Source organism: Chromobacterium sp. Panama, assembly GCF_003052555.1.
Lineage (GTDB): Bacteria > Pseudomonadota > Gammaproteobacteria > Burkholderiales > Chromobacteriaceae > Chromobacterium.
Genome location: NZ_QARX01000001.1, coordinates 4141509 through 4166961, shown reverse-complemented (window position 1 = coordinate 4166961; position 25453 = coordinate 4141509). Strand labels below are relative to the sequence as shown.

Here is a 25453-nt window from a genome sequence, read left to right as displayed (position 1 = left end):
TCGGTTTTTGTGCATCAGGCGGCCGCAGGACGATTTTGCCTTTTGCGCCAGCGGATTGATGTCGCCGCTACGATTCTCTGTGCCTGACTCCAGGCCTCGTAGTCCATTTCTAGCTTCGCGTCCTTGCGCGTCGGGCAATGCCCGTGGAGGGCTAGGTGGTTGGTGTGGTGGTGGTAGTACTCTGCTATCAGTTCGGAGGGGGCCGATGGTGACTTCAGGCCGGAGTTGTAGGGGCGGTACTGGCTCCAGCTTTGCGCTAGGACGTCGCGCACGGCTGTGGTGTGGACTTGGGCCGGCAGCACGAAGCTATCCGGTTCAAACAGATGGCCCGTCGGTCTGTCACGGACTTTGAAGGCTCGCAGGTCACCGTTCAAGTTGTGGTGAGTTGTTTGTTTGGTTAAGTATTGGTGACTCTGGGAATGAAGCTGGGTCTATTCACTTCATCAAAATTTAAACATTATTATAAGCTACTGAAACATACGATCCAAATCCGTAAAGCTTGTGGCTACCTTTGCCATATTACCAAAAAAAGGCTCCGCCGAGCAGTCGGCTTCATCGTTGTGATCCCAATAATAGACTTCCCCTTTATTGTTCCCGATGCAACTTAAAAGAAGCAAGCTTCCACCTGAGTCATGAGCAATAGGAATGTATCCAAGAGGGATACGACCTTTGTACATCGTTATTGCATAATCAAGGGTGCAAGAAGCTAATGGGGTAGAATGCGCATAAAAGTACTGTATGGAGATGCTTTTTGTTTTTATTTTTATGGCGCTCGGCTCTGGCTTGCCTCCATTGTATTTTGACAAAAACTCTAAATAATCTTGGGCTGGTGAAATGTCAAGTTTTCCAAAAAAATCTATCAAAGTGGTCGTCGATGGCCTTTCTTTAAAGTTATAAGCTTGGAGCATCTGCTGCTTTTTTCGCTTGTCGAGCTTTACTCCATGTTTGATCAGAAAATTCAGATCCTCTGAACTAATGCCAAGGGGTAGATATTGTGTCATTTTATCTCTTGTATTTGGTGTTGAGTGTCAGATGGATCGTATGGTTGCATTTACTTCATTAAAGAAAATTCTTGAAATTTAATATTTAACTTATGGGTTTGGCAGATTGTTTTGAATGATTCTGTTGTGAAAAAAATCTGTGGGTTGTTGATGTCTCTTATGATGAGGTCGTCTTGAGTGATTTTGGCATCTTTTTGGATTTGAATTTTATAATCGTCAACGCGCTCAAAAACTGCTTTCCTGTTTAGTATTATTCCGGCATGGGCATCAATTGTATGTGCACCTATTTTTATTCTGCAAGGGTGTATTTCCATTTGGGGGCTTATGACTTCGCCAATACTGTTAATGGCATGGTCTGAAAAAATTGGAAATGCCATTGTGGGCTCAAAGTAGTCGTAATTCTTTATGGTTTCTGGGGTGAAAAAAGACTGGGCCGTAACATTTAATGGGTGGCCATTTTTAAAATTATTACTTTCTATTCCAAGCATAAAATGATCTAAAATGACTCCGTTGGGGTCTTTCAGGTCTAGCAGAGCGTTTTCGCATTTCCCTGTGGTATACACACTATATATTTTCATCGCTTTGCTTTCGTGTTTTGACCTTTGGGGGATGGAAGGTGATGCGCAAGTTAGTTTTCCTGAATTTAGATCCACTCTTAATTTTAATTGTTCCCCAGATGCTTACTGTGTGGCCTTGACTGTGCCACACTTTAGTCTGTTACGGCCAACCCTGTTGGCCCCTTGAAATAACCCGTCCAATCTCCGGGTCATAGTTGCGGTGATGGTTGTAGTGCCGCCAGGATTTTTGGTACTGGCCTTGGAAAGGGGAGCGGATGCCGGTCTTTCTGGCGGCGTCGGTGATGATTTCCCTCGCTTGCCCCCAGGCCTGGTAGTCCATTTCCAGCGCCAGCGCGCCTTGTTCGCCGGTCAGCGCCTGCGGGGTGCCCTGGTGGTCTGTGTGGTAGGAGTACACCGCCGTCGGTTCGCTGGGTTCCGACGCGGGTTTGCACGGTTGGTCTAGGTCGGCGTCGTAGGGATGGCGCTGGCTTCAATGTGGCACTTTGATGTCTGTGCATAGCCCAGTGTGAACCAGGCTATTAGGCTTTTATCCCTGCTACTAACAAGCTTTTCGATTGAAATTTAAAAATCATGTTGATCAATATTTACGTGTGGCAAGAAACTTTCAAAGTTATTGGCGGGAAACTCGTTGGTGGGCTAAATTTATATTTCACAATTGCTTATTCTGCATCAAAGCCGAGCAACGAAAATGATATTTCTGAAATGAGTGGTGTTTTATAAGCAGTAAAGTTTTTGCAAATAATGGATAGCTGATGGTCGTGACTGTTCACAATGTAATGATGGTAGTCTTCTTTTGCTAAATCCTCATGCGACCATTCTTTGATGGATTTTATGTGTTCTGAGACCCAGTCAGAGTCGATGGCTTCGTATATGGATGACCTATATTCAAAATCATCAGGGAGGTAGGGTTTGGTTTTGCTATGTACTTGTGTTGCAATAACGTCGGTAAATTTGACGCATCCAGAGTGGTGTAGCTCTGGTTTGGTATCATCATCCCAGCATCGAAAAATTGCGTAAGCTATATCTCGTTGATGTACAGTAATGATGTGGAATTGAGGGTTTTGCCAAAACGGAAGCGCTATTTCAATAATTTTCATGAGTTTTTTAATTGTTCATGTTCTGTTTCTTATTTTGGTGAATTTAAAAGGCAACGGATTGAATAGGTTCTTTGGGGGGTAATTGATATTTGTGATGTTTGTTGAGTTTAAATAGTAATATCCCTTGCCAGATCGGAGAGGTGTAAGGCGGTTTTGTATATGCTCTCCGACATTGCTGTTTGTTTTTTCTCATTTTTATGCCAGTCCGCGCTTGTTATCAGGCTGGCTTGCATGTCAATAAGAACATTTACAATCGCCATCGGCAAATATTTTTTGCCTTTATAGTTTGTAATTAACTGGTTTGTGCTGCTAATGGCTTGGTTGATTTCTATGTCTGTGATGCCAGTATTTGATCTGGAATTTAATATTAAGGTGGTGATGTGATCAATCCAAACCTCATCTATGTTGGCCATGGACTTTCCTCGATGCTAGCATGCACAAAACATCTGTTCGCGCGTATGGGGTGTTCGGTGCTAGGTAGCACTCAAGCATAGAAATGCGTTGATGTAATTTTTCAAATCGAAATCTATTTAAATGGCTGTTGGCCTATTTTGTCGGTGCGTTAACTTTTAAATGTACTTGTTTTTCCAAGTGATGATGTCAGGGGCGCCATCCCTTCCCTTGGTTGTAATGCTTTCTACTTGATTATCATCAGTGTAGTGTAAGTCATAACGGATAGGGTTTTGATGTCTGGATCCCAGTACGTAAATATGCTCGACTAAATTTTTTTCATTAAAGGAGAATGCCTTAAAACCGTAGTCGCCCCGTGTTGATATGCCTACGCTTACTTCTAGATCACTGGATAGTTTTTTAATTGCTGTCAGAGAAACAAGCTCGGGCTTTTTGCCTGGCTTGTCAGTGAAATCATAATGATGCGTTCGGCGAATAATGATTTCAGAGTTTTTATATGATACGAGGTTTGCAGTTAGCCTTACAAAGTCAGGGTCTTCTTTCTCAGAGTCTATTGTTAGAACAAGCCTGTCATCGATGAAGCCTGCGCTTTCAACGCCATTTTTTCTAGCTTCTAATGGCGATGTGAACTTCTTCTGTAGCGGTTTTCCCGGGTTTTCTTCTAAGAGCTCTTTGAAGAAATGTTCTGGAGTATAGAGTATGCCGCGGGAGTACTTCCATTCTGTGATATTGCTTACTAAGTGAACGGTAGCGTTAAGTGCATCTGTGTCGTTTTTTAATGAGGCTAGTTCCCTGGTTATATTTTGCCTCGTACTGATGGTGTGCTCAATGCCTGGAAAAGTGTTCTTCATGTCTACGAAGAAAAGACTTTTGGTGGTGACATTAATTAATGGCCTAAAGGTAAATTATTTTTCCAGTTGGTCGAATAAAGTCGTCTTCACGACTCTTTGAGTACCCGCAAGGGATTTTCCCAGATTTGTATATGTCAAATAGACGACTAAAAAGCATTTTCTTTATGCCAACACGCTTTGTGAAGTATCCCTCAATGATGATGTGTACGATGTCATATCCGATATCGTCATTGAGATTTTTTAATCCATGTGTGTCTTCGAATGGCTTCAGTTTTGGTTCTATTTTTTCGTTAAAATATTGACGAGCTTCTTTAGCGACTGTATTCCATTCCTGATACTGATTTTGGAATTTTTTGTTGAGCATTGTGCTTAGTTGTGCTGCGGCTTCTGCTCTAATGTCCTCCCACTCTTCTGAGTGAATCGATTTTTCAAAAATGGCAACTCCTTTGCACAGGGTCGCATCGATGTTGATATCTGCTTCTTCTGTGTTGAAGCTCTCAAAAAAAGATATCGTATCTAGTGTTTGAAATAGGGTTTGAAGTATTTCTTTTTTCATTATGAACACTTTCTCTGATTTATTCTTCCAGGGATTCTCGGTACCTGCATGCCCCCCAGCTGTCCATATTCAACACGCTGTTTTGCTGCGGATTTTACGGCATCGTTAACTTGCTTATCTGCTAGGCCTGCTGAGCGTAATGAGGTTTGCAGGGCTTTGCTATACTCTAGGTTTGTTGGAATTTGCCCATATTTTGCTCCCCCCTTTCTATATTGGTCCCAAAATTTTTCAAGAGACTGGTGGGCTCGGTAGTGACTGGACTTGCAATCGCAGAAAGCATTGCCTTTCAATGCAATCGCACAGCCTTCATTTGTTGGGATTACATCTCTATAAGCAGCATCTTGATTTAGATGGTGTGACTGAGTGCTGCCAGCCGCATTTTTCAGGTCGCCGTGTCTACCTAGAGTTCCTTCTGCTACAGCAGGCCCTCTACGGCGCAAACCAAATGGGTCAATCCATTCTATTGGGTTTGGGGCATAGCTGTGGGTATTTATATCCCCCATCAACCCAATCGGATCCCTCGAAATAAACCGCCCAATCTCCGGATCATAGTAGCGATAACGGTTGTAGTGCAGCCCAGATTCTTCATCCTGGTACTGGCCCTGGAAACGGAAGGGGTTGCGGATGCCGGCCTTGTTGGCGGCGTCGGCGATGATTTCGCGCGCTTGCCCCCAGGCCTGGTAGTCCATTTCCAGCGCCAGCGCGCCTTGTTCGTCGGTCAGCGCCTGCGGGGTGCCCAGGTGGTCGGTATGGTAGTAGTACACCGCAGTCGGTTCGCTGGGTTCCGGCGCGGGTTTGCGCAGCGGGTCCAGGTCCGAGTCATAGGGGCGGTGCTGGCTCCAGCGCGGCACTTTGACGCCGCGCACGGCTTCGGTGTGGACTTGGGCCAGCGGCACGAAGCTGTCCGGTTCAAACAGATAATGCACCGCTTGTTCGTCGCGGGTTTCAAAGGCCAGCACGTCGCCGTCCCAGCCGTAAAGCGTGGTCTGGCCGGCCTGGGTTTTGGCGATGCGGCGGCCCAGCGGGTCGTAGTGGTAGTCGGTGTTCTGGCCGTCCGGCGCGGTCAGGCGGGACAGGCGGTTGTGGCTGTCCCACTCCAGCTTGGTGAGCGCGCCGTTGACGCGTTTTTCCACCAGGTTGCCGCGGCTGTCGTAGCGGTAATGGCGGCCGGCATATTGGCTGAGCAGGTTGCCCAGCAGGCTGTTGTCCTGGTGGCCGTCGGCGGCCGGGGCGTTGTCCAGCAGGTTGCCGGCCGGGTCGAAACGGAAGCTTTCCACGCCCTTGGGAGTGGCGGCTTCCAGCAGGCGGCCCACCGGGTCGTAGCGGTAGTTGAGCTGGCCGGCGCGGCTGTCCGCGATGCCGGTGAGCTGGCCGGCGACGTCGTACTGGTATTGGCGGTTCCACTGGGTGGAGCCCATCAGCCGCTGACTGGTCAGGCGGCCGGCCTTGTCGTAGCTCTGGTGCTGTTGCAGCGCATTGCCCAGCACGCGCTGGGTTTCGCGGTGCAGCTTGTCGCGCTCCAGATTGACGATGTCGCGCTGGCCGAACAGCAGGCCGTGCACGTGGCCGCTGCCGTAGCTGAGGATGTCGACGCGGCGGCCGTCCGGGCGCACGCTGGCGACGCGGTTGCCCAGCGGGTCATGCTCATGCTGCCAGCGGTAGGTTTCCTTGACGCCGGCCACGCTGTAGCCGTGGTGTTCTTCTATGACATTGCCCACCGGGTCGTAAATCCAGCGCAGGCTGGCGTAGCGGTTCTTGGCCTGGTACAGCCGGCCGGCGGGGTCGTAGCCGAAGCTTTCCAGGCTGCCCGGCGCGCTGCGCTCGATCAGGCGGCCGGCGCCGTCGTAACGGTAGAGGGTGGCGACATCGCCTTCCTGTTGTTTTTCCAGCTGGCCGGCGGCGTTGTAGTGATAGCGGGTGGGGCTGCCGTCAAAACCGGTTTCCGAAATCAACTGGTCGCCGGCGTCGTATTCGAACAGATACTGGCGGTGGTTTTCATTGCGCAGCGCGGTCAGACGGCCCAGCTTGTCGTATTTGTAGGCCAGGCTGTGGCCGTTGGCGTCGGTGCGGGTTTGCAGCCGGCCGGCTTTGTCGTAGTCGTAATGGGTGGCGCGGCCCAGCGGGTCGGTGAGTTTGAGCAGGCGCGCTTCGGCGTCGTGCTCCAATTGCGTGGCCTGGCCGTCCGGCTGGACGATGGCTTGCAGCGTGCCGTTGGCCGCGTATTGGTAGCGGGTGGCGCTGCCCATCGCGTCGATGATCAGCTGCGAGCGGCCGCGTTCGTCGTACTGCCACTGGGTGGCGCTGCCGGAGCAGTCGGTATAGCTCTGCAGCAGGCCATCCGGGCGGTAGGCAATCTGCTTCTTGCCGCCCTTGGCGTCGGTGATGGCCACCGGCAGGCCCTGCTCGTTGTAGGCGTATTTGGTTTTGTGGCCCAGCGGATCGGTTTCCTCGATCAACTGGCCCTTGTCGTCGTAGGCGCGCAGCCATTTTTCGCCCAGCGGATCGGTGATCTCCACCAGATTGTCCTGGGCGTCGTAGGCGAAGGCCACTTCGCTGCCGTCGCGGCGCTCGTGCAATACCAGATTGCTCTTGTCGTCGTAGGAGAAGCTGTCTTGCGAGCCGTCCGGGTAGATGTGGTTGACCAGGTTTTTCTGGGCGTCGTAGTCGAACCATTCTTCCTTGTGGTCCGGGTAGATGATGCGGTAGTTGTAGCCCTTGTCGTCGAAGTAGTACTCGGTGGTGCGGCCGTAGGCGTCGGTGACGTAGGTGAGGTCGATGTTGTCGTCCCAGGCCAGGCGGATGTCCTGGCTGCCGTCGTCGGCGTATTCGCGCACGGCGCGCGCGTCCAGGTGCTTGCCGTCCCACTCCAGATGGATGCCGCGGCCGGTGCGGTCGGTGTAGCGGGTCAGCAGGTGGTGCTGGTACTGGTAGCTCCAGCTTTGACCGTTTTCATCGCTGGCGGCCAGCAGGTCGCCGGCGTCCGCGGGCAGCGGGCCGGCGTCGTCGTATTGGTATTGCGCCAGCGTGCGCAGCGGCAGGCCGGTTTCCGGGTTTTGCAGGCTGATGCGGACAATGCGGCCGCGCGCGTCGTGGCTGAGGTCCGCCACGTAGCCGGCGCTGCTGAGCAGCTGGATCAGCCGGCCGTCGCGGAAGTTCATCGCGATGCTGTTGCCGGCGCGGTCCTTGATCAGCGCCAGGCGGAAGCTGTCGCCGTGGCGTTCGTATAGTTGCACCAGATCGTGGCCGTAGGTCTGGGAGATCAGGGTGTCGGATAGGCGGCTGAGGGTGAAACCTTCCAGCTCGTCCTTCAGGGATTCGCCCACCGGCAGCAAGGGGTAGTCCAGCGTGCGGCAGCTGTCGTCGTGGAGCTTCAGCGCTTCGCCTTCGATGTCGAAGCGCGCGCCGTAAGCCACGCCCCAGCGTGCGCCCAAGTCGCCGCGGGCGTCGTTGCCGTCGAAGTTGGAGCGATATTGCCGGGTCCAGATGATGGGCAGCACGCCGGGCAGGCTGAAGTCGGTATGTTGCAGCGATTCTTCGCCCAGCACATAGCCGATGCTGTTGGGCGAGGCGGCGCAGGCGCATTTGGGCGGCGGCTTGATCTTGCCCTTGAAGCGGCTGGTGACCTCCTGATAAAGCTGCTGGGTGCCTTTCTTGGCCTTGTTGGTGACTTTGTTGGCCACCGCGGCGGCCTTCTTGGGCAGGTGCTTGAGGAAGGCTGCCAGCAATTTGTTCAGCAAGGGCTTCAGGTGGCTGGAGTACATGGACAGCAGCTTGGCGGTGAGCTGGCCGGCCCAGGCCAGCAGGGTGCGGCCCAGGCTCAGCATCATGCGGGCGGCGGCGCTGCCTTTCAGCGCCATGTCTATGCCTTTGGCCGCGGCCACGGTCATGCCGGCGGCGGCTTCTTTCTTGGCGCTGGCGGCGGCGCGGTTCAGCGCGTCCAGTTCCGCGCCCACCGATGCCCAGAAGCCTTGCTTATTGGTTTTCTCCAGATGGTATTTGACCGGCGCTTGCGGCACGTGTTGTTTGACGTAGCCGCTGAAGTTGCCGGAGCCCAGGCTGATCAGCAGATTGGCCAGGTCCGAGATGATGACCTTGCCCTTGCCGCCGCAGGTTTCCAGCGTGCTCTGCATTTTGCTGTCTACGTGCTTGACCCATTGGTCCGGCATATTGCGGAAGTCGGCCGGCAACATATTGGCCACTTTTTGGGTCAGCGAGGCGGACAGCTCCATTTTCAGCCAGTCGCCGCCGGCGCGGCGCACGCTGCTGGCGCACAGCTTCAGCGTGGGGCGCGCGCCCATTTTGAACAGGCCGCCTGCGGCCGGCACCACGCCCACCAGATCCACGCCCAGAAACAGCCAGTCGAAGACGTCGACTTCCTGTTTTTTCTTGCTCTTTTCCGACATCTCCATCAGGTCGACGATGACGTCGCCCACCGAGATCAGGTTGCCGACAATGGGCACCGCGCTGCCTATGGTCTTGAGGCTGTCCACCGACAGATGCCCGTCGCTGATGCTTTGCAGCCATTGATCGAAGGTCTTGCCGGTTTGCTGGATGACCTGGGCTGCGTTTTGCGGCGTGCCGTTGATTACGGCGACGGGTTTGGCTTGGGCTGCGGTGCTCATGTCGGAGGAGGGCTCTTAAACGATATTCTTGATCATGCCGACGGCGGCGGGGAGGGATGCGCCGGAGGCAAGTTGTTTGATGTCGCGCGCTTGTTGCAGCGCGGCCTGGGCTTGGGAGGCCATGGCTTTGGCCTGGTCCACGGCGCCTTTGGCCTGGGCCAGGTTTTGCGCCAGGCCGGCGGCGCCGGGCGGCAGCGCCTTGCCTACCAGGCTGCCCAGCTGGCTCATGGCCTGCTGCTGCACCGCGGCGCCCATTTTTTGCAGCGCCGCTTCCGGCTGCGGCACAAAGGGGAAGATGTCCGCCTCGCTCTTGTGCGGACGGCCCAGGAATTGCACTTGGGCCGGCCCGGTGGGCAGGCCGTTGACCATGGCCTTGCCGGCGGCGTCCAGCACGCCGCTGTGCTTGATGCCCAGCGCGTCGGTGAGCACGAATTTGCCCTGGTCCATGGAGTAGCCGTTGGCGAAATCGTGAATCACTTGCAGATTGCCCATGCCCGGCTTGTTGAAGGTAGGCGTGGGCGTGCTGAGGCTGGCCGGGCCGGTGAGCGCGTGGCTGGCGCCCTTGACGCTGACTTCGCCCGGGCAGTGCACTTCGATATTGCCGCCCTTGAGCCGGATATAGCCGCCGCCGCTGGTGAGCAGGATTTCCTGGCCGGCGGCGATTTCCACCTTGCCCTTGCAGGCGGTGACGGTCACATCCTTGTCCGCTGTCACCTCGATGCTGTCGCTCTGCGCTTGAACCTGTACCTTGCCCTTGGCGGCAATCAGCTTCAGCGCGATCTGGTCCTTGACCCCGGTGACGAACAGGCTGATGTGCTGACCTACATTGTGAATCCAGCGACGGCCCGAGGTTTGGTTGCTGTCCCGCTGCGCCACCAGGTCCAGATTGGTGCCGGCGGCCACGGTCTGGCTTTGCTGGCTCAGGCTGGCGATGCCGGCTGGGGCCGATAGCACGATCAGCGGTTGTTGGCCGGCTTGGTCCTTGGCGGTTTTGCCGTCCGGCGGCGGCCCGCCCCCTCCCTGTTCGCCGCGCGGAAAGCGGCACCTAAATCAATATCCGCGTAGCGGATTCAACAGATTAATCATTAAAAAACGCTGCACCTGCCATATTCGGCTCAGCGAAGCGTTCACAGTCCCCCACTCAGCCGCCAGCGGTACGCGCCTGCCAGGCCGGATCGCTGGCGAACCGCTCCACCAGAAAATCCAGCATCGCCCGCAAGGTGGCCGGCATCTGCCGGCGCGAAGCGTAAATACCGTAAATGCCCAACTCCTGCGGCTGGTACTCCGGCAACAAGGCCACCAGCTGACCGCTGGCGATCAGCGGCGCGGCGGAATACAAGGGCTGCAAGGCGATGCCCGCGCCGGCCGCGGTGGCGGACAACAAGACCATGGACTCATTGGCGCTCAGATTGCCGCTGACCGGCACCGCCAACTGCTCGCCGTGACGCTGGAAACGCCACAAGCTCTTGCCGAAATAGGAATAGGTCAGACAGTTGTGCAGAGACAAATCCTCCAGCCGCTTGGGCGCGCCGTGGGCGGCCAGATAGGCGGGAGAGGCGCAGATTACCGACGCGCAACTGGCCAGCGGCCGGGCGATCAGACTGGGGTCCAGCGCATTGGTGATGCGGATGGCCAGATCGATTCTTTCTTCCACCAGATTGACCGCGCGGTTGCTGATCTGCAGATCGATGGCGGTTTGCGGATAGCGGCGCAGAAACTCGGTCACCGCCGCCGCCAGCGCGTCCTGAGCCAGAGACTGCGCGCAGCTGATGCGCAGCAGGCCCTGCGGCTGACCGGGGTCCGCGCTGTTGGCCGCCGGCATCTGCCCGGCGATTTCCAACATCTGCCGGCAACGCGCCAGCGTCTCCTCACCGGCCGGAGTCAGGCTCAGCCGCCGGGTGGTGCGGTGCAGCAGCCGGGTGCCGGCCCATTCCTCCATTTCCGCCAGATAGCGGGTGATCATCGCCCGCGACATGTCCAGCGTATCCGCCGCGGCCACCAGGCTGCCGCGTTCGGTAATGGTCACAAACACTTGCGCCGCGGTGATCCTATCCATGATTCGCTCGATTCATGCAACCAACCATTGCTTATTATCCGGTTTTTGATTCGAAAATAGCAATCTATGATTCACATCAGGCTTGCTACCAAGCCGACCGATCTCAAATTCACCAAATGGAAACCATCATGATCCAACACCGCATTTCCGGCAGCTTTGTAGCAGGCGCCCTGTTGATGTCCGCCGCCTTCGCCCAAGCCGACGCTTTGAAAGTCGATGTCTACAACCCCGGCGCCAAGAGCCTGTTCCCGGTGTCCTCGGAATTGGTCACCGGCAAGAGCGAGGCCGTGCTGATCGACGCCCAGTTCCAGCGCAACGACGCCGAGGCCCTGGTGGCCAAGGTCAAGGCCAGCGGCAAGAAGCTGACCACGGTGTTCATCTCCCATCCGGACCCGGACTTCTACTTTGGCCTGGATGTGATCAAGGCCGCTTTCCCGGACGCCAAGGTGCTGGCCACCGCCGCCACCATTGAAGCGATCAAGGCTTCCAAGGACGGCAAGATGGCCTACTGGGGCCCGATCCTGAAGGACAACGCGCCCAAGACCGTGATCGTGCCGGAACCCATCCAGGGCGACACCCTGAAAGTGGACGGCCAGAAACTGCAGGTCATGGGTCTGAAAGGCCCGACTCCGGACCGCACCTATATCTGGGCGCCGTCGATCAAGACCGCGATGGGCGGCGTGCTGACCTACGGCAATATGCATGTCTGGACCGCGGACACCCAAACCCCGAAAGACCGCGCCGACTGGCAGAAGTCGCTGAAAAACCTGCAGGCGCTGAAGCCCAAGGTCGTGGTGCCCGGTCATTTCCTGAACAACGCGCCGCATACCCTGGCTTCGGTGAAGTTCACCAGCGACTACCTGAAAACGCTGGAAGCAGAACTGCCCAAGGCCAAGAACTCGGCCGAGCTGGTGACGGCGATGAAGCAGCGTTATCCGAAGCTGGACGGCGTGGCGGATCTGGAACTGAGCGCCAAGGTGCTCAAGGGCGAGATGAAGTGGCCGCAATAAGGCTCTGAGGGCAGCCAGCGAAAGTCCTGATGCTGCGCGGCGCCGACTTGCCGTACTCCATGTACTGCCGGCGTCGGCGCGCCTTGCCTCAGGATTCGTTTGCCGCCCTTGATGCTTTCTACGTCTGATGATTTGAATGTATGGCCGCCCGCGTCGCGGGCGGCGCAAGAAAGGAAACCGCCATGTCCGGCATTATTTTGCACACTATTTTCGATCCGCTCTGCGGCTGGTGCTACGGCGCCGCGCCCTTGCTGGAAGCCGCGCGCGGCGTGCCGGGCCTGACGGTGGCGCTGCACGGCGGCGGCATGATGGTGGGCGCCAATCGCCGCCGGGTCAGCCCTGAGTGGCGCCAATTCGTGCTGCCGCACGACCGCCGCATCGCGGAAGTCTCCGGCCAGCCTTTCGGCGAAGCGTATTTCGACGGCCTGCTCAAGGACCACGGCGCGGTGATGGATTCCGCGCCGCCCACCACCGCCGTGCTGGCGGCGGAGGAAGCGGCCGGCGGCGGGCTGGCACTGCTGCATCGCATCCAGCGCGCCCACTTCGTGGAAGGCCGTCGTATCGCGGAATTCCCGGTGCTGGCTGAACTGGCCGCCGATATCGGCCTGGACGCGGAGGCTTTCGCCGCGGCTTACCATCGCCTGGAAGGCTCGGCCACCGACGCCCACTTCGAGGAAAGCCGCCGGCTGTTGGCCCAAGTGGGCGGCCAGGGCTTCCCCACGCTGGCGCTGGAGGAAAACGGCCGGCTGACGGTGTTGGACCTGGGCGCTTATCTGGGCCGGCCGGACGCTTGGCGCGCCCGCCTGAGCCAGGCCGCGTCCAGCGCGGCGCCGGCCGCGGCGGAGACGCTGGCTTGCGGGCCGGACAGCTGTGTGTTGCCGCAATGAAGGAAGGGCATGAGCAAACTGATTTTTGGATGGAACACCATGAACGCTAATCAAACCCCGGGCCAGGGCCACCTGAGCAATGTGGACATCGTCCGCGCCACCTATGAAGGCGATTCCGAGGCCAATGGCCGCAATCTCTTGGCCGCGCTGGCGCCGGACGCGGAATGGACCGAAGCCGCCGGCTTCCCTTACGCCGGCACCTATGTCGGAGCGGAGTCCATCGTCAAGAACGTGCACGAGCGGCTGGGCCGCGAGTGGGAAGGCTACCGCGCGGCGGTGGACAGCTTCTACGACGCCGGCGAGCATGTGATCGCCCAGGGCTTCTACCACGGCGTTTACCGCGCCACCGGCAAGGGCTTCGTCGCCTCTTTCGCCCACATCTACACGCTTCGCGACGGCAAGATTGTCAAGTTCGTGCAGATTGTGGACAGCGCCAAGGTGCTGGAAGCGATGTCGCTCTGAAAACCAGGTCCGCCAATGAAAAAACCGCCAGCCGGTAACGGTTGGCGGTTTTGTTTTGCGTACAGCAGGCGCTCAGGGGCTGATGGCGAAGAACACGAAGGACGCGAAGATCACCAGGTGGACGATGCCCTGCAAAATGGTGGTGCGGCCCACCGCCAGCGACATCGAGCTGACCAGCAGGGTCAGCACCAGGAAGATGGTTTCCTTGTTTTCCAGGCCCAGGATCAGCGGCTCGCCCATCGCCACGAAGATCATCGCCACGGTGGGAATGGTCAGGCCGATGGAGGCCAGCGCCGAGCCCAGCGCCAGGTTGAGGCTGGTCTGCACCCGGTCCGCGCGCGCGGCGTTGGCGGCGGCCAGGCCTTCCGGCAGCAGCACCAGGGCGGCGATGATGATGCCCACCACGGCGGCCGGCGCGCCGGCGGCGGCCACGAAGCCTTCGATCGACGGCGACAGCAGCTTGGCCAGGCTGACCACGCCCACCAGGCAGACCAGCAGCAGCGCCAGGCTGGTCAGCGTGACTTTGACGGACGGCGGCGGCGCGTGCTCGTCCTCGCTGCGGCTGCCTTCCAGCAGGAAGTAGTCGCGGTGGCGTATGGTCTGCACAAAGACGAAGGCGCCGTACAGCACCAGCGACACCACGCCGGTGAAGGCCAGTTGCGAGGAGGAGAGCAGCGGGCCGGGCTCGCTGGTGCCGTAATTGGGCAAGACCAGCGCCAGCACGGAGATGGCGGCCAGCACGGTCAGCGCCACCTTGGCGCCGCTGAGCTGGAAGTTCTGTTCGCGATGGCGCAGGCCGCCCAGCAGCAGGCAGATGCCGACGATGCCGTTGCAGGTGATCATGATGGCGGAAAAAATGGTGTCGCGCGCCAGCGCCAGCTTGCTTTCGCCGCCGGCCAGCATGAAGGAGACGATCAGCGCCACTTCGATCACCGTCACCGCCAGCGCCAGGATCAGCGTGCCGAACGGTTCGCCCACCTTGTGCGCCACCACTTCTGCGTGATGGACGGCGGCGAAGACGGTGCCGGCCAGCAAGACGGCCAGCAAGGCGGTGAACAGCGCGGAGGCGGCAAAGGTGGGCGCTGCCACGATTGCGGCCCAGGCGACAAGCGGGGCGGCGACGGTCCAGCGGGGAATGGTGGTCAGAGACATTGTTTTCCTTGTTATTGACGGGTTGGAGTCAAGCCGCGGCGCGGGCGCCGACAGACGGGTGCTATCACTATACGAATCGGCCCGGGATCCCGCGACCCCTAAGAACCTGTTTACGCTCTGCTGAGCGTCGTGAGACGTCACACGGCGAGTGCGCCTTCGAAATGCTCGTGTACCCCTGTACATTCCGCTTTCTCAGCCGCAAGGTCTGGTCCCGCCTTAGCTCGCGAGATCGTAAACACGCCTTAAGAAGCTGTTCAACGCCTTGTCTGAGACGTGGAGCAGGCTTTAAGCGCGGCGGGGCGCGGCCGGGGGCCGAAGCGGGGGGCAAGAGCAAGGAGGCGCGACGTGCGCGCGAAGGATATAGACAATGGCAATTGGAACCGGTTCGCCAATGTCTAAAAAAAATGGCCGGAAATCCGGCCATTGGTTGAGAACGGAGGCGATCAGGCTGCGGTCGCCGGCTTCTCTTCGCGTTTCAGCCGGCGCAAGGCGCTCCACAAGGCCAGCGCGGCGGCCGTGCCCAGCAGCAGATTGACCAGCGGCATCGCCAGCCAGACGCCGTCCAGCGCCAGCCACAGCGGCAACAGCCACAAGGCCGGCAGCAGCAACAGGGTCTTGCCTATGGTCAGCAGCAGCGCCGCCCGCGTCATCGCCATCGCCTGCAGCGCGAGAATGCCGATGATCACCAGGCCGTCGAAGGGCATGGCCAGCAAGTGCAGGCGCAGCGCGTGGCTGCCGGCGGCGATCAGCGCCAGGTCTTCGCTGTTGTACATGCGCACGATCAGGGTGGGGAACAGCTGCACCGCCGCCAGCGCGGTGAACCCCAGCAGCAGGGTGACGCGCAGACCGTAGCGCAGCGCTTCGCGGGTGCGTTCCGGCCGGCCGGCGCCGGTGGAGTGGCTGAGCAGCGGCTGCAGGCCCACCGCCAGCCCGTGCACCACCAGGGTGAACAAGGCCTCGCTGTAGCCGGCGGTGGCGTAGGCGGCCACGCTCAGGTCCGTGCCCCAGCGCAGCAGCTGGAAGTTGTGGGCGAACATCAGCAAGGCCAGATTGAACTCCATCAGCAGGCTGGACAGGCCCAGCGCCAGGACGGGGCCGCAGCAGCGCCAGTCCAGCCGCAGGTGCGTCAAGCGCAGACGCAGCCGCGCGTGGCGGGTGAAGAAATAGCCGAGGCCGCCCAGCATCACCACCGATTCGGACAGCAAGGTGGCCTGGGCCGAGCCGGCCAGGCCCAGCTTGAACACGCCGACGAACAGGTAATTGAACACCACGTTCAGCAGCGAGCCTATCACCATCAGCAGCGTGGCCAGTCGCGGGCGGCCGTCGTTGCGCAGCAGATAGATGGCCACCATCTGGCCCATGGTGAACAGCGCGCCGCCCAGCATCCATTGCAGGTAGTTGCGCGCTTCCGCCATCACGATAGGCTGCTTGTCGGCTTGCAGCCATTGCAGCAGGGTGTCCAGATAAGTAAGGCCCAGCAGCGGGATGGCCAGGCTGATCAGGGCCAGCAGCGCCAGCGCCGCCAGCAGGGTGGAGCGCGCGCGATTATAGTCGCCGCCGCCTTGCAAAATGGCGATGCGGGTGGCCGCGCCCATGCTCAGCATGGCGCCCAGGCCCACTTGCATCATCACCAGCGGGTAGGCCAGCGAGATGGCCGCCAGGCCGTGGCTGCCGACGAAGTGGCCGACGAAGATGCCGTCTATGACCACGTAAAGGCCGGTGGCCAGCATGCCGGCAAGGGAGGGAATAGCGTATTGCCAGAACAGTTTGGATACTGGCAACGTGTCCAGATCGCGGTGGTTTGTTGTTGTGTGTGACATGGGTAGTGCCTAAGAAGAGTTTCAAAAGATCGAGGGACGCCAGGCCGGCACGCCTTGCCTTGAGCGCGCCGAGTGTCGTCCGTTTAATTAATCAATCACGCTTGATTAATTAATCCTTTGAGGTAGCATCTGGGGAAAAGTTCAGAGGCGGATATGGCCAGGAAAACCAAGGAAGAATCGCAAAAAACCCGGGACGCGATCCTGGACGGCGCGGAGCGGGTGTTTCTGCGGCAGGGCGTGGCCAACGCCACCATGGCGCAAATCGCCGACGAGGCGGGGGTGTCGCGCGGCGCGGTCTACGGGCATTACGACAACAAGATGGAAGTGTGCCGGGCCATGGTGGACCGCGTGTTTGAACTGGATGCGCTGCGTTTCCCGGCGGAGCGGGCGTCGGCGGGCGAGACCCTGGTGGCGGTGGGCATGTATTACCTGCGCCAGTTCCACGAACCGGGGCCGGCGCAGCGGGTGACGGAGTTTCTGTACCACAAGTGCGAGCGCAACCGGGAGAACCGCGGCATCCTGCGCCGCCGCGAACTGATGGACCGCGCCACCATGCACTATGTGCGCCGCCAGCTGCGGCGCGCCATCGCCCAGGGCGAGCTGCCGCGGGATATCGAGGTGGGCATCGCCGCGGAGTTCCTGGTGCGCTTGTTCGAGGGCATGTACGGGATGCTGGACGGCGGCAAGGCGCCGTTTGCGGCCTGCGAGCGCATTCTGCGCGCGGCCTGGCAGAGCGTGGCGACGGTGGCGGCCTGGCGGGGCGGGGCCTGAGAAGCCGTTCGATGTCTGCTGCGCGTCGGCGGGATGAATAGATAAAGGGCGTTGAAACCGGCTTCGAAATGCTTACGCACTCCGCTCCTTCAGCGGTTTTCGCCTTGTCCCGCCTTAGCTCGTGAGACCGTGAACCCGTTCCGGGAACCCGTGCGAAGTCCGTCGCGCGACGGCCTGGTCAGGGGCTGGCGGCCCAGGCGGCCGCGCCCATGGTCGCCGCGGAGGGCGGCGTCCGCAGCCGCAATTGGCGCGGACTGAGGCCGAACATTTGCCGGCACAGCCGGGTCAGCGCGCTTTGATCGGAAAAGCCGCAGCTGGCGGCGATGTCGGCCAGCGGCCGGCCGCTGTGCTGGATGGCGTGGCAGGCGGCTTCCATCCGGGTGCGGCGGATGAATTCGCCGACGCTGGCCTGGAACACCCGCTTCATGCGGCGGTCCATCTGGCCGACGCTGAGGCCGGACAGATCGCACAGCTCCTCCAGGTGCAAGGGGCGGTCGAAATGGGTCTGGATGTGATCGACGCAGGCGGCGAAGCGCTCGTCCAGCAGTTTTTCGCGGGTCAGTTCGGTCAGGTCTTTGGAGATGCAGACGAGTCCGAGCAGGCGGCCGTCCGGGTCGTGCAGCGATTGCTTGTTGGTCAGGCACCAGCCGGGCGCGCGGTCGTGGTAGATGGTGAGGTCCAGCCGGTTGCGCACCGGCCGCCGTTCAGAGAACACCTGCAAATCCTGGCTGCGGTAGCGGTTGGCCATGGCGCTGGGAAACAGTTCGTGCGCGGTCTTGCCTTCCGCCTGCCATTTGTTGCGCAGCGCGCAACGGCCGACGCAGCCCTCGCTCAAGGCCAGGTAGCGGCTGTCCAGGTCCTTGACCGCGAACACCACGTCGGGCAACTGATCGAACAAGGCCGCCATCGCCTGCATGGCGTTCAGATCGCTGACGATGTAGGGGCGTTGCGGCGGCATGGACATGGCGGGCGGCCTTTTAAGCGGTTTACGGTGTGTTGCGCTCCAAGGAAACAGCCGGCCGCCTGAGGCGGACCGGGCTATCCAATCTTGATGTCATTCATTAAGCATTGTTTGAAAACAAAATGCATTAATTCAACCCATTTTGCAAGTCCGCCGCGGAAGGGCCGCGGCGGCTTGGCTTGGCGAGGCGGGCGCCGGGCTTTGAACCGGCTTGGGAGCCTGCTCACGGTCTCGCGAGCGAGGGCGGGGCAAGGCGAGAACCGCCGAGAAAGCGGGATGTGCAAACGGCACATGAGCATTTCAAAGCCGTACTCACCGCGTAAGGCCCCGCGCCGCAGATCGTAAACGGACTCTTAGTCGTAGCTGGCGCTGACCGTGACGTTGGCGAAGGGCTGACGCGCCTGCAGCGTCAGGTAGTACCAGCGGCCGGTTTGCGGCGCGGCGATGGCCACGCTTTCCTCATTGCCGGCGACGGCGGACGCGTAGTCGTAATTGCCGGGCGTCGGGTAGCGGTCCAGCGCCACGTAGAGATCGACGTCGCCGCTGCCGCCGCTGGTCCACAGCTTGAGGTTGCGCGCGCCGGCCGGCAGCAGGATGGTGGCGTAAGCCGCGCCGGACGCGGAGGCGGAAAGGCCGCCGATAGAGCAGTTCTTGCCCAGATAGCTGGGCGAGGCCTCCTTGCACGGCGGCAGGCCGGGTTCGGACGGCAAGGGCGGCTGGCCGGCGGTGGTGGCGCTTTGCGCCCAGCTGGCGAACTCGGCGTCGTAGCGGCTGCCTATCAGCTGGATCTGGCTGCGGTAGCCGTTGTAATCGCCGCTGCGGAAGCGGGCGAGGAAGCCGTCCACGTCGCCGCTGTGGCGCTCCATCATGAAGCGGGTGGCCATATAACCCCAGCGATAGGCGCGGGTCACGTAGTCCGTCATGTCGTAGGTGTTGCCGAAGATCTGGCTCAAGGTGTAGTTGCCGCTGCGGGCGGCGTCGATGGCCGGCTGGTTGCCGTTGCCCAGCGACAGGTATTCGGCCAGCCCTTCAATCCACCAGACCGTGGGCAGACGGGTGCTGGCGCCGAAGTCGCCGTACATGTCGAAGCGGCCGTCCAGGTAGTGGATGTATTCGTGCTCCAGGTTCCAGACTTTGAAGGCGGGGCGCAGCCAGGAGGCTTCGTGGGCGATGAAGCGGGCCTGGTTGACGGCCGCGGCCGGGTCGCCTTCCAGATACATGCCGCCGTTGTCGGTGCTGATGCCGTAGATGATGGAGGCGTATTTGGCGTAGTTGTTGTAGTCGTCGAACACCACCACTTCCAGCGAGCTGTTGTTGTCGTTGGCCACCGGCTGCTTGCGGGTCTGCAGCATCTGATGGAAATAGGACTCTTCTTTTTGCAGCAGCGCGCAGGAGGACTGCAGTTGCTCGGCGCTCATTTCCTGGGCGCGGATGCGGATGCTGGCGCTGCAGGTGTAGCGGTTGACCAGGATGGCGTCGGCGAGCCGGGTTTCGAAATTGCAGGTGCCGTAGTCGGCGCAGTTGGCGGCGTCGTAATACTTGACCGCTTCGGCGGCGGCCAGCCACAGCTCATTGTCGTTGCCGCTCATGCTGCTGCCGGACAGTATGGCCTGGGCTTGCGGCTTGATCGCCGGCTTCAGCGCCGGGTATTGCATGAAGCGCAGCCCTTCGCGGGTGGCGTCGCCCAGCTGGAAGGCGCTTTCGGTGCCGAGCAGGCTGCTCTTGTTGGCCAGGGCGAAGCGGATCAGCGCCGCCGAATAGCTGCCGTCGTTCTGCAGCAGCGGCGCGGCGTTGGCGCGGCCGTGGGCGTAGAAGAACACGGTCAGCGCGCCGGTGAAGCCCTGGTTGGCGGTGGTTTCGCGCAGGGACTGGGCGGCGTTGGGCTGGCTGGCGCTATTGGTGTAGCGCTGCACGATGGCGCGCATGCTGGGCAGGTAATAGGCCTCGTCCGCCATATTGGTGATCAGCTTCATCACCTCGCCGGCGGTGGTGGAGGCCTGGGCGTTGGCGGAGAACAGCGCGTTGCCGTCGGCCAGTTGCTTGATGCCGGGACGCAGCACGGCGAGCAGATTGGGGTCCAGCGCCGGCAAGGCGCCGCCGCTGGCCAGGTAGTAGCCGGCGCGCAGATAGAGGGTGAGGTTGACCAGGGCCATGGAGCCGGCGTTGTAGGCGGCGGCCTCCTGAGCGAAGCGGCCGGCGACGGCGTTGAGATTGGCCGCGCTGTAAAGCGTGGCGGCCAGCTTGCTGTCCAGCGAGAACAGGCCGTAGGTGCAGGTGTAGTCGGGCAGGCCGGCCAGGTAGTTGGCCAAGGCCGCGCCGCTGTAGCCGGCCATGGCGCCGACATCCGGGCATTGCGCGACGGCGGCGCGTCGGATCAGCTTGCTTTTGGGCTTGCCGATCACCGTGCGCTCGTCCGGCAACTGGTAGCGGGATTGAGCGTCGCTTGGCGGACGCTGTTGCCATTGCCGCGGCGGCGGCGCTTGTTTCGGCCGGGCTTGCGCCTGGTGCGGTGCTTTTTGCAGCTTGGGCGCGGCCAGCGCCGGCTGCGCCAGCAAGGCGGCGGCCAGGCTCAGGCACAGGGCGGCGAGAGAAAGGGTCTGCATGGCTTGTCTCCGTATGTCGGGGCGTGTCCCCGATGGCGAGATCATGCCAATGGCACGGCGCGCTTTCTTGGCGCGCTTGAGCGTCCGCGCGCGCAGATTTGCCAAATCCGCGGCTGGAGACGGCGCGTCGGCGGAGGGGATTGCGCGCAGGTGATTGACGCCGTCGCCGCGGAGCTATATTATCCGCCTCTCTCTGGAGGGGTTCCCGAGCGGTCAAAGGGATCAGACTGTAAATCTGACGGCTCTGCCTTCGAAGGTTCGAATCCTTCTCCCTCCACCAGATTCAACAAAAAAGCCAGGCTCTGCCTGGCTTTTTTGCGTTCCGCCGTCTCACAAGCCGAGGTGGCGCGCGTGGAAGCGCAACTGCTCCTCGATCAGGCTGGCGACGAAGTAATAGCTGTGGTCGTACTCGGCGTGGCGGTGCAGTTCCAGCGGGTAGCCGCAGTCCCGCGCCGCCTTCTCCAGCGCCTCAGGTTGCAATTGTACGTCCAGAAAGCTGTCGGCCAGACCAATGTCCACGCGCAGGGGCAGCTGCCGCGGCGCGTGCTTGAGCAGCAGGCTGGCGTCCCAGGCTTCCCAGGCGGCGCGGTCTTCGCCCAGATAGGCGGCGAAAGCCTTCTGCCCCCAGGGCGCGTTGACCGGGTGGCAGATGGGGCTGAACGCCGATGCCGAGACATAGTCCTGCGGCCGCTTCAGCGCGCAGATCAGCGCGCCGTGGCCGCCCATGGAGTGGCCGGCCACCGCGCGCAGCCCGGTGACGGGGAAATTGGCCTCGATCAGCGCCGGCAGTTCCCGGCTGACGTAGTCGTACATCCGGTAGTGACGGTCCCACGGCGCCTGGGTGGCGTTCAGGTAGAAGCCGGCGCCCTGGCCCAGATCGAAAGCTTCGTCGTCCGCCGCCTCCGCGCCGCGCGGGCTGGTGTCCGGCGCGACGATGGCCATTCCCAGTTCCGCGGCCACGCGCTGCGCGCCGGCCTTTTGCATGAAGTTCTCGTCGGTGCAGGTCAGGCCGGACAGCCAGTACAGCACCGGCACGCGCCGGTTGGCGCCGGCCTGCGGCGGCAAGTAGACGGCGAAGCGCATCCGGCAGCCCAGCGTCGTCGAATCATGCAGATACTGCCGATGCCAGCCGCCAAACGATTTGTTGGCGCTGATGTTTTCCAGGTTCACGCGGCTCTCCGGCTCAGTAATGGATCACGGAACGGATGCTCTTGCCCTCGTGCATCAGATCGAAGGCTTCGTTGACGCGCTCCAGCGGCATGGTGTGGGTGATGAAGTCGTCCAGGCGGAATTCGCCCTTCAGATAACGCTCCACGTAGTCCGGCAGCTCGCTGCGGCCGCGCACGCCGCCAAAGGCGGAGCCGCGCCATACCCGGCCGGTGACCAGCTGGAACGGGCGGGTGGAGATTTCCTGCCCGGCGCCGGCCACGCCTATGATCACCGATTCGCCCCAGCCCTTGTGGCAGCACTCCAGCGCCGCGCGCATCACCTTGACGTTGCCTATGCATTCGAAGGAGAAGTCGACGCCGCCGTCGGTCATGTCCACGATCACGTCCTGGATGGGCTTGTCGAAATCGTTGGGGTTGACGCAATCGCTGGCGCCCAGCTTTCTGGCCAGTTCGAACTTGCTCTCGTTGATGTCGATGCCGATGATGCGGCCGGCGCCGGCCATGCGCGCGCCGATGATGGCGGACAGGCCGATGCCGCCCAGGCCGAAGATGGCCACGCTGTCGCCGGCCTTGACCTTGGCGGTGTTGATCACCGCGCCCATGCCGGTGGTGACGCCGCAGCCCAGCAGGCAGACCTCTTCCAGCGGCGCGGCCGGATTAACCTTGGCCAGCGAGATTTCCGGTAGTACCGTGTATTCGGCGAAGGTGGAGGTGCCCATATAGTGGTAGATGGGCTTGCCGTCCTTGGAGAAGCGGGTGCTGCCGTCCGGCATCAGGCCCTTGCCCTGGGTGGCGCGGATCTTCTGGCACAGATTGGTCTTGCCGGACAGACAGAATTTACACTCGCGGCATTCCGGGGTGTACAGCGGGATCACGTGATCGCCCACCGCCACGCTGCTGACGCCGGGGCCGACGGATTCGACGATGCCGCCGCCTTCATGGCCCAGGATGCAGGGGAACACGCCTTCCGGGTCTTCGCCGGACAGGGTGAAGGCGTCGGTGTGGCAGACGCCGGTGGCCACCATTTTCACCCGCACCTCGCCGGCGCGCGGCGGCTGCACTTCCACTTCTTCTATGCTCAGCGGCTGGCCGGCGGCCCAGGCCACGGCGGCCTTGCACTTGATGATGTCCTGGCTCATGAGCCCTCCTTGGTGTTGGATAGCCGCCGCGGGCCATAGGCCGGGCGACGGCAAAACTTTGATTGTATTTCTCGTGTTTGAATAGATAATCGTGGCAATTGGTAAATGATTTTTTCCGAGGTGGAATAATGCTGGGTTGGGAAGGCATCTGCGAATTCGTCAGCGTGGCGGAACAGGGCAGTTTCACCAAGGCGGCCCTGGCGCTGGGCATTTCCGTCGCCCAGGTCAGCCGCCAGGTCACGCAGTTGGAGCAGCGCTTGGGCGCCAAATTGCTGTACCGGACCACCCGCCATCAGGCGCTGACCGAGATCGGCGCGTTGTATCTGCGCCACTGCCGGCAGCTGCTGGATTCGCTGGAGGAGGCGGAACAGGCGATCTCGCGCCATCAGGCGCAGCCGCAGGGCAAGCTCAAGCTGACCGCGCCGCTGGCTTACGGCCAAAGCCATATCGCGCCGCTGTTGACCCGTTTCCTGCAACGCCATCCGCAGCTGGAGGCGAGCTTGAACCTGTCCAACCAGGTGCTGGACCTGGTGCAGGACGGTTACGACCTGGCGATCCGCATCGGCCATCTGAGCGACTCCACGCTGATGGCGCGGCGGCTGGCCTCGCGCCGGCATCATGTCTGCGCGGCGCCGGCCTATCTGGAGCGCTGCGGCGCGCCCTTGGAGCCGGCGGACCTGGAGCGCCACAACTGCCTGTCTTTGAGCGGCGAACACTGGCATCTGCTGGACGGCGGCCGCAGGCGGCAGGTGCGGATCAAGGGCAGCCTGCGCTGCAACAGCGGCCACGCGCTGGCGCACGCGGCGCGGCTGGGCCTGGGGCTGGCGCAATTGCCGGATTACTATGTCGCCGCCTATTTGAGCAGCGGCGAGCTGATCGAGGTGCTGGCCGATTACCGCGAGCCGGAAGAGGGCATCTGGGCTTTGACGCCGCATAACCGCCAGCTGTCGCCCAAGGTTCGGCTGCTGATGGACTTTCTGGCGGACTCCCTGACCGACGATCCGCTGGCCTTGCCGGAATAGCCGGCCGCTTTCGCGGTTGCCAAGCCCGGGCGCAGTGGCAATAATCGCGCATTCGATTTTTAGGCGGGAGCGCGGAAATGTTGGCGATTGGCGAATGCAGGGTGGAGCGGCTGGTGGTGCACCGGGTGGGCAATGCCGCGCGCGGCGAGGGCGCGCGCCTGTCCGAGCGGGCCAGCTCCGTGGACGAGGAAGTGTCCTCGCTGTTGCTGGGCGGTTATCTGAAGAACATTGTGTCGGACAAGCGCCAGCATCAGTTTTTCCATGAGTCCGACCTGAATCTGAACGAAATCTACCATTACACCCGGCAGTTCTTCCGCGGCGAGCTGGATTTCCTGGCGGTGTCCCAGCGTATCGCCAAGCATTTGTACGCACGTTCGCAGCACCCCAACATCAATGCCGGCGACCTGTTGGTGATCCTGTTTTCCGGTCTCAACGACGGCGATCGCGAACTGCGCGCGCTGGGGGTGTTCAAGTCCGAAATCCGCGACGACTTCCTCACCGTGGTGGAGTCCGGCGACGTGTTCGACATCAGCCACGCGTCCGGCATCAATCCGCGCTTGATCGACAAGGGCGCGCTGATCCTGGAGCACGGCCCCACGGTCTACGCGGTGGACCGGCTCAGCCGCGAGGCCAAGTTCTGGCTGGACGATTTCCTGAAAGCGATGCGGGTGCCGGACAAGGCGTCCAGCAGCAAGATGATGGCCAGCGTGGTGGAGCAGCTGTCGGAGGAGATAGAGGACCCGCTGCAACAGGCGCGCTTCAAGGATGAATTCCTCAATCTGGTGAGCAGCGAGGAAGACGTGTCGGCCCGCCAACTGGCCAGCGCCGCCGAGAAGTTCGTGCCGCGCGAGCAGGTGGACCAGGCCATGGGCTCCGCCGCCGAATCCTACGGCTTCGCGCTGGACGAGGAGGCGAAGCTGCCGGCCAAGGGCATGGCGCGGCAGCTGGAAAAAACCCTGTCCAAGTACGGCGTCGGCCACGGCATCAGCGTGCTGCTGCCCACGGGCATCACTTTGAAGAATATCCAGTCGCAGAACGACGGCGAGGGCGAGTTGACCCTGACCCTGCGTCTGAACAAGCGCGGCTGACCGCCCGCGGAGTCTTGCCGCGCCGGGCTAGAGGTCCGGCGCGAAACCGTCCGCCAGATTTCAGGCCAGCGAGCGTTGCCGCTTGGTCCTGCGCTAAGCTGTTCAAAGCCCGCTGCGCGGATAAAGCCTTGCACGGCGAGTTCAGCTTAGCCATGCCCATTCCCTCCTTGTGATTCCGCTTGCTGCGCCATAAGGCC

Annotated in this window: 21 protein-coding genes, 1 tRNA gene and 1 pseudogene; 7 read left to right on the top strand and 16 right to left on the bottom strand. The window is 60.7% G+C overall.

The annotated features are described in order from the left end of the window. Window positions 1–467 precede the first annotated feature (467 nt). From DB032_RS18845 to DB032_RS18820, 10 genes and pseudogenes are all read right to left on the bottom strand, one after another. Entirely contained in the window at window positions 468–1001 is a 534-nt protein-coding gene (locus DB032_RS18845; protein WP_107800814.1) for an SMI1/KNR4 family protein, read from the bottom strand. Between the two features lie 50 nt (window positions 1002–1051). Beyond that, the gene (locus DB032_RS23880; RefSeq protein WP_146176726.1) at window positions 1052–1579 is read right to left on the bottom strand and encodes a hypothetical protein; all 528 of its coding nucleotides are present in this window, start codon (window positions 1577–1579) and stop codon (window positions 1052–1054) included. Window positions 1580–1718: 139 nt separating this feature from the next. Then, window positions 1719–1973 (bottom strand): RHS domain-containing protein, encoded by a 255-nt coding sequence (locus tag DB032_RS18840; RefSeq protein WP_107800813.1) that lies wholly within the window; start codon window positions 1971–1973, stop codon window positions 1719–1721. A gap of 265 nt (window positions 1974–2238) precedes the next feature. Continuing rightward, on the bottom strand, window positions 2239–2676 hold the full coding sequence (locus tag DB032_RS23875) for a hypothetical protein (protein WP_146176725.1): 438 nt from the start codon (window positions 2674–2676) through the stop codon (window positions 2239–2241). 107 nt (window positions 2677–2783) lie between these two features. Then, complete coding sequence (locus DB032_RS18835) at window positions 2784–3089, bottom strand: hypothetical protein (protein ID WP_107800812.1); 306 nt, start codon at window positions 3087–3089, stop codon at window positions 2784–2786. Between the two features lie 156 nt (window positions 3090–3245). Then, on the bottom strand, window positions 3246–3938 hold the full coding sequence (locus DB032_RS23870; protein ID WP_146176724.1) for a hypothetical protein: 693 nt from the start codon (window positions 3936–3938) through the stop codon (window positions 3246–3248). Window positions 3939–3981: 43 nt separating this feature from the next. Continuing rightward, window positions 3982–4494, bottom strand: coding sequence for a hypothetical protein (locus DB032_RS23865; RefSeq protein WP_146176723.1), 513 nt, complete (start codon window positions 4492–4494; stop codon window positions 3982–3984). Further along, the gene (locus DB032_RS18830; protein ID WP_107800811.1) at window positions 4494–9116 is read right to left on the bottom strand and encodes an RHS repeat-associated core domain-containing protein; all 4623 of its coding nucleotides are present in this window, start codon (window positions 9114–9116) and stop codon (window positions 4494–4496) included. Before DB032_RS18830 ends, DB032_RS23865 begins: the two co-directional genes overlap by 1 nt. A 15-nt stretch (window positions 9117–9131) precedes the next feature. After that, a pseudogene (locus tag DB032_RS18825) lies at window positions 9132–10118 on the bottom strand (DUF2345 domain-containing protein); the annotation flags it as partial. A 139-nt stretch (window positions 10119–10257) separates the two neighbouring features. Then, on the bottom strand, window positions 10258–11172 hold the full coding sequence (locus tag DB032_RS18820; protein ID WP_107800809.1) for a LysR family transcriptional regulator: 915 nt from the start codon (window positions 11170–11172) through the stop codon (window positions 10258–10260). Between the two features lie 128 nt (window positions 11173–11300). Here DB032_RS18820 and DB032_RS18815 point away from each other — a divergent pair, with 128 nt between their 5' ends. The 3 genes from DB032_RS18815 to DB032_RS18805 all read left to right on the top strand — a co-directional run bounded on the left by DB032_RS18815 (window position 11301) and on the right by DB032_RS18805 (window position 13531). Further along, window positions 11301–12182: an MBL fold metallo-hydrolase gene (locus DB032_RS18815; protein WP_107802004.1), complete on the top strand. Its 882-nt coding sequence runs from the start codon at window positions 11301–11303 to the stop codon at window positions 12180–12182. A gap of 182 nt (window positions 12183–12364) precedes the next feature. After that, a complete protein-coding gene (locus tag DB032_RS18810) occupies window positions 12365–13069 on the top strand; it encodes a DsbA family protein (RefSeq protein WP_107800808.1) in 705 nt (234 codons plus the stop codon). Between the two features lie 39 nt (window positions 13070–13108). After that, the gene (locus DB032_RS18805; protein WP_107802002.1) at window positions 13109–13531 is read left to right on the top strand and encodes a nuclear transport factor 2 family protein; all 423 of its coding nucleotides are present in this window, start codon (window positions 13109–13111) and stop codon (window positions 13529–13531) included. Between the two features lie 72 nt (window positions 13532–13603). Here DB032_RS18805 and DB032_RS18800 read toward each other — a convergent pair whose 3' ends face one another. Together DB032_RS18800 and DB032_RS18795 are read right to left on the bottom strand one after the other, a co-directional pair. Next, entirely contained in the window at window positions 13604–14683 is a 1080-nt protein-coding gene (locus DB032_RS18800) for a calcium:proton antiporter (RefSeq protein WP_107800807.1), read from the bottom strand. Between the two features lie 443 nt (window positions 14684–15126). Then, a complete protein-coding gene (locus DB032_RS18795; RefSeq protein ID WP_158274357.1) occupies window positions 15127–16464 on the bottom strand; it encodes an MATE family efflux transporter in 1338 nt (445 codons plus the stop codon). Window positions 16465–16656: 192 nt separating this feature from the next. Here DB032_RS18795 and DB032_RS18790 point away from each other — a divergent pair, with 192 nt between their 5' ends. Beyond that, entirely contained in the window at window positions 16657–17274 is a 618-nt protein-coding gene (locus DB032_RS18790) for a TetR family transcriptional regulator (protein ID WP_107800805.1), read from the top strand. Window positions 17275–17452: 178 nt separating this feature from the next. On the opposite strand, the gene DB032_RS18785 is transcribed toward DB032_RS18790, so the two are convergent. Continuing rightward, the gene (locus DB032_RS18785; RefSeq protein ID WP_233246739.1) at window positions 17453–18238 is read right to left on the bottom strand and encodes an AraC family transcriptional regulator; all 786 of its coding nucleotides are present in this window, start codon (window positions 18236–18238) and stop codon (window positions 17453–17455) included. Window positions 18239–18588: 350 nt separating this feature from the next. Beyond that, window positions 18589–20838: a M9 family metallopeptidase gene (locus DB032_RS18780; RefSeq protein ID WP_107800804.1), complete on the bottom strand. Its 2250-nt coding sequence runs from the start codon at window positions 20836–20838 to the stop codon at window positions 18589–18591. Between the two features lie 195 nt (window positions 20839–21033). Here DB032_RS18780 and DB032_RS18775 point away from each other — a divergent pair. Further along, window positions 21034–21118, top strand: a tRNA-Tyr gene (locus DB032_RS18775). 50 nt (window positions 21119–21168) lie between these two features. Here the strand turns inward: DB032_RS18775 and fghA are convergent. Together fghA and DB032_RS18765 are read right to left on the bottom strand one after the other, a co-directional pair. Continuing rightward, entirely contained in the window at window positions 21169–22002 is an 834-nt protein-coding gene (fghA, locus tag DB032_RS18770; RefSeq protein WP_199226038.1) for an S-formylglutathione hydrolase, read from the bottom strand. A gap of 19 nt (window positions 22003–22021) precedes the next feature. Continuing rightward, a complete protein-coding gene (locus DB032_RS18765; protein WP_370445221.1) occupies window positions 22022–23134 on the bottom strand; it encodes an S-(hydroxymethyl)glutathione dehydrogenase/class III alcohol dehydrogenase in 1113 nt (370 codons plus the stop codon). Window positions 23135–23274: 140 nt separating this feature from the next. Between DB032_RS18765 and DB032_RS18760 the strand changes: the two genes are divergently transcribed. Together DB032_RS18760 and DB032_RS18755 are read left to right on the top strand one after the other, a co-directional pair. Beyond that, entirely contained in the window at window positions 23275–24168 is an 894-nt protein-coding gene (locus DB032_RS18760; RefSeq protein ID WP_107800801.1) for a LysR substrate-binding domain-containing protein, read from the top strand. A gap of 77 nt (window positions 24169–24245) precedes the next feature. Next, on the top strand, window positions 24246–25256 hold the full coding sequence (locus DB032_RS18755; protein ID WP_227105359.1) for a nucleoid-associated protein: 1011 nt from the start codon (window positions 24246–24248) through the stop codon (window positions 25254–25256). Window positions 25257–25453 lie beyond the last annotated feature (197 nt).

What these genes read in the sequence shown, in the direction of transcription:
- DB032_RS18835 (WP_107800812.1), bottom strand. Translation starts at nt 3,089, where the DNA reads ATGGCCAACATAGATGAGGTTTGGATTGATCACATCACCACCTTAATA.
- DB032_RS18755 (WP_227105359.1), top strand. Translation starts at nt 24,246, where the DNA reads ATGTTGGCGATTGGCGAATGCAGGGTGGAGCGGCTGGTGGTGCACCGG.
- DB032_RS23870 (WP_146176724.1), bottom strand. Translation starts at nt 3,938, where the DNA reads ATGAAGAACACTTTTCCAGGCATTGAGCACACCATCAGTACGAGGCAA.
- DB032_RS18780 (WP_107800804.1), bottom strand. Translation starts at nt 20,838, where the DNA reads ATGCAGACCCTTTCTCTCGCCGCCCTGTGCCTGAGCCTGGCCGCCGCC.
- DB032_RS18810 (WP_107800808.1), top strand. Translation starts at nt 12,365, where the DNA reads ATGTCCGGCATTATTTTGCACACTATTTTCGATCCGCTCTGCGGCTGG.
- DB032_RS23880 (WP_146176726.1), bottom strand. Translation starts at nt 1,579, where the DNA reads ATGAAAATATATAGTGTGTATACCACAGGGAAATGCGAAAACGCTCTG.
- DB032_RS18785 (WP_233246739.1), bottom strand. Translation starts at nt 18,238, where the DNA reads ATGTCCATGCCGCCGCAACGCCCCTACATCGTCAGCGATCTGAACGCC.
- DB032_RS18790 (WP_107800805.1), top strand. Translation starts at nt 16,657, where the DNA reads ATGGCCAGGAAAACCAAGGAAGAATCGCAAAAAACCCGGGACGCGATC.
- DB032_RS18760 (WP_107800801.1), top strand. Translation starts at nt 23,275, where the DNA reads ATGCTGGGTTGGGAAGGCATCTGCGAATTCGTCAGCGTGGCGGAACAG.
- DB032_RS18805 (WP_107802002.1), top strand. Translation starts at nt 13,109, where the DNA reads ATGAACGCTAATCAAACCCCGGGCCAGGGCCACCTGAGCAATGTGGAC.
- DB032_RS23865 (WP_146176723.1), bottom strand. Translation starts at nt 4,494, where the DNA reads ATGAAAAAAGAAATACTTCAAACCCTATTTCAAACACTAGATACGATA.
- DB032_RS18800 (WP_107800807.1), bottom strand. Translation starts at nt 14,683, where the DNA reads ATGTCTCTGACCACCATTCCCCGCTGGACCGTCGCCGCCCCGCTTGTC.
- DB032_RS18815 (WP_107802004.1), top strand. Translation starts at nt 11,301, where the DNA reads ATGATCCAACACCGCATTTCCGGCAGCTTTGTAGCAGGCGCCCTGTTG.
- DB032_RS18820 (WP_107800809.1), bottom strand. Translation starts at nt 11,172, where the DNA reads ATGGATAGGATCACCGCGGCGCAAGTGTTTGTGACCATTACCGAACGC.
- DB032_RS18830 (WP_107800811.1), bottom strand. Translation starts at nt 9,116, where the DNA reads ATGAGCACCGCAGCCCAAGCCAAACCCGTCGCCGTAATCAACGGCACG.
- DB032_RS18845 (WP_107800814.1), bottom strand. Translation starts at nt 1,001, where the DNA reads ATGACACAATATCTACCCCTTGGCATTAGTTCAGAGGATCTGAATTTT.
- DB032_RS23875 (WP_146176725.1), bottom strand. Translation starts at nt 2,676, where the DNA reads ATGAAAATTATTGAAATAGCGCTTCCGTTTTGGCAAAACCCTCAATTC.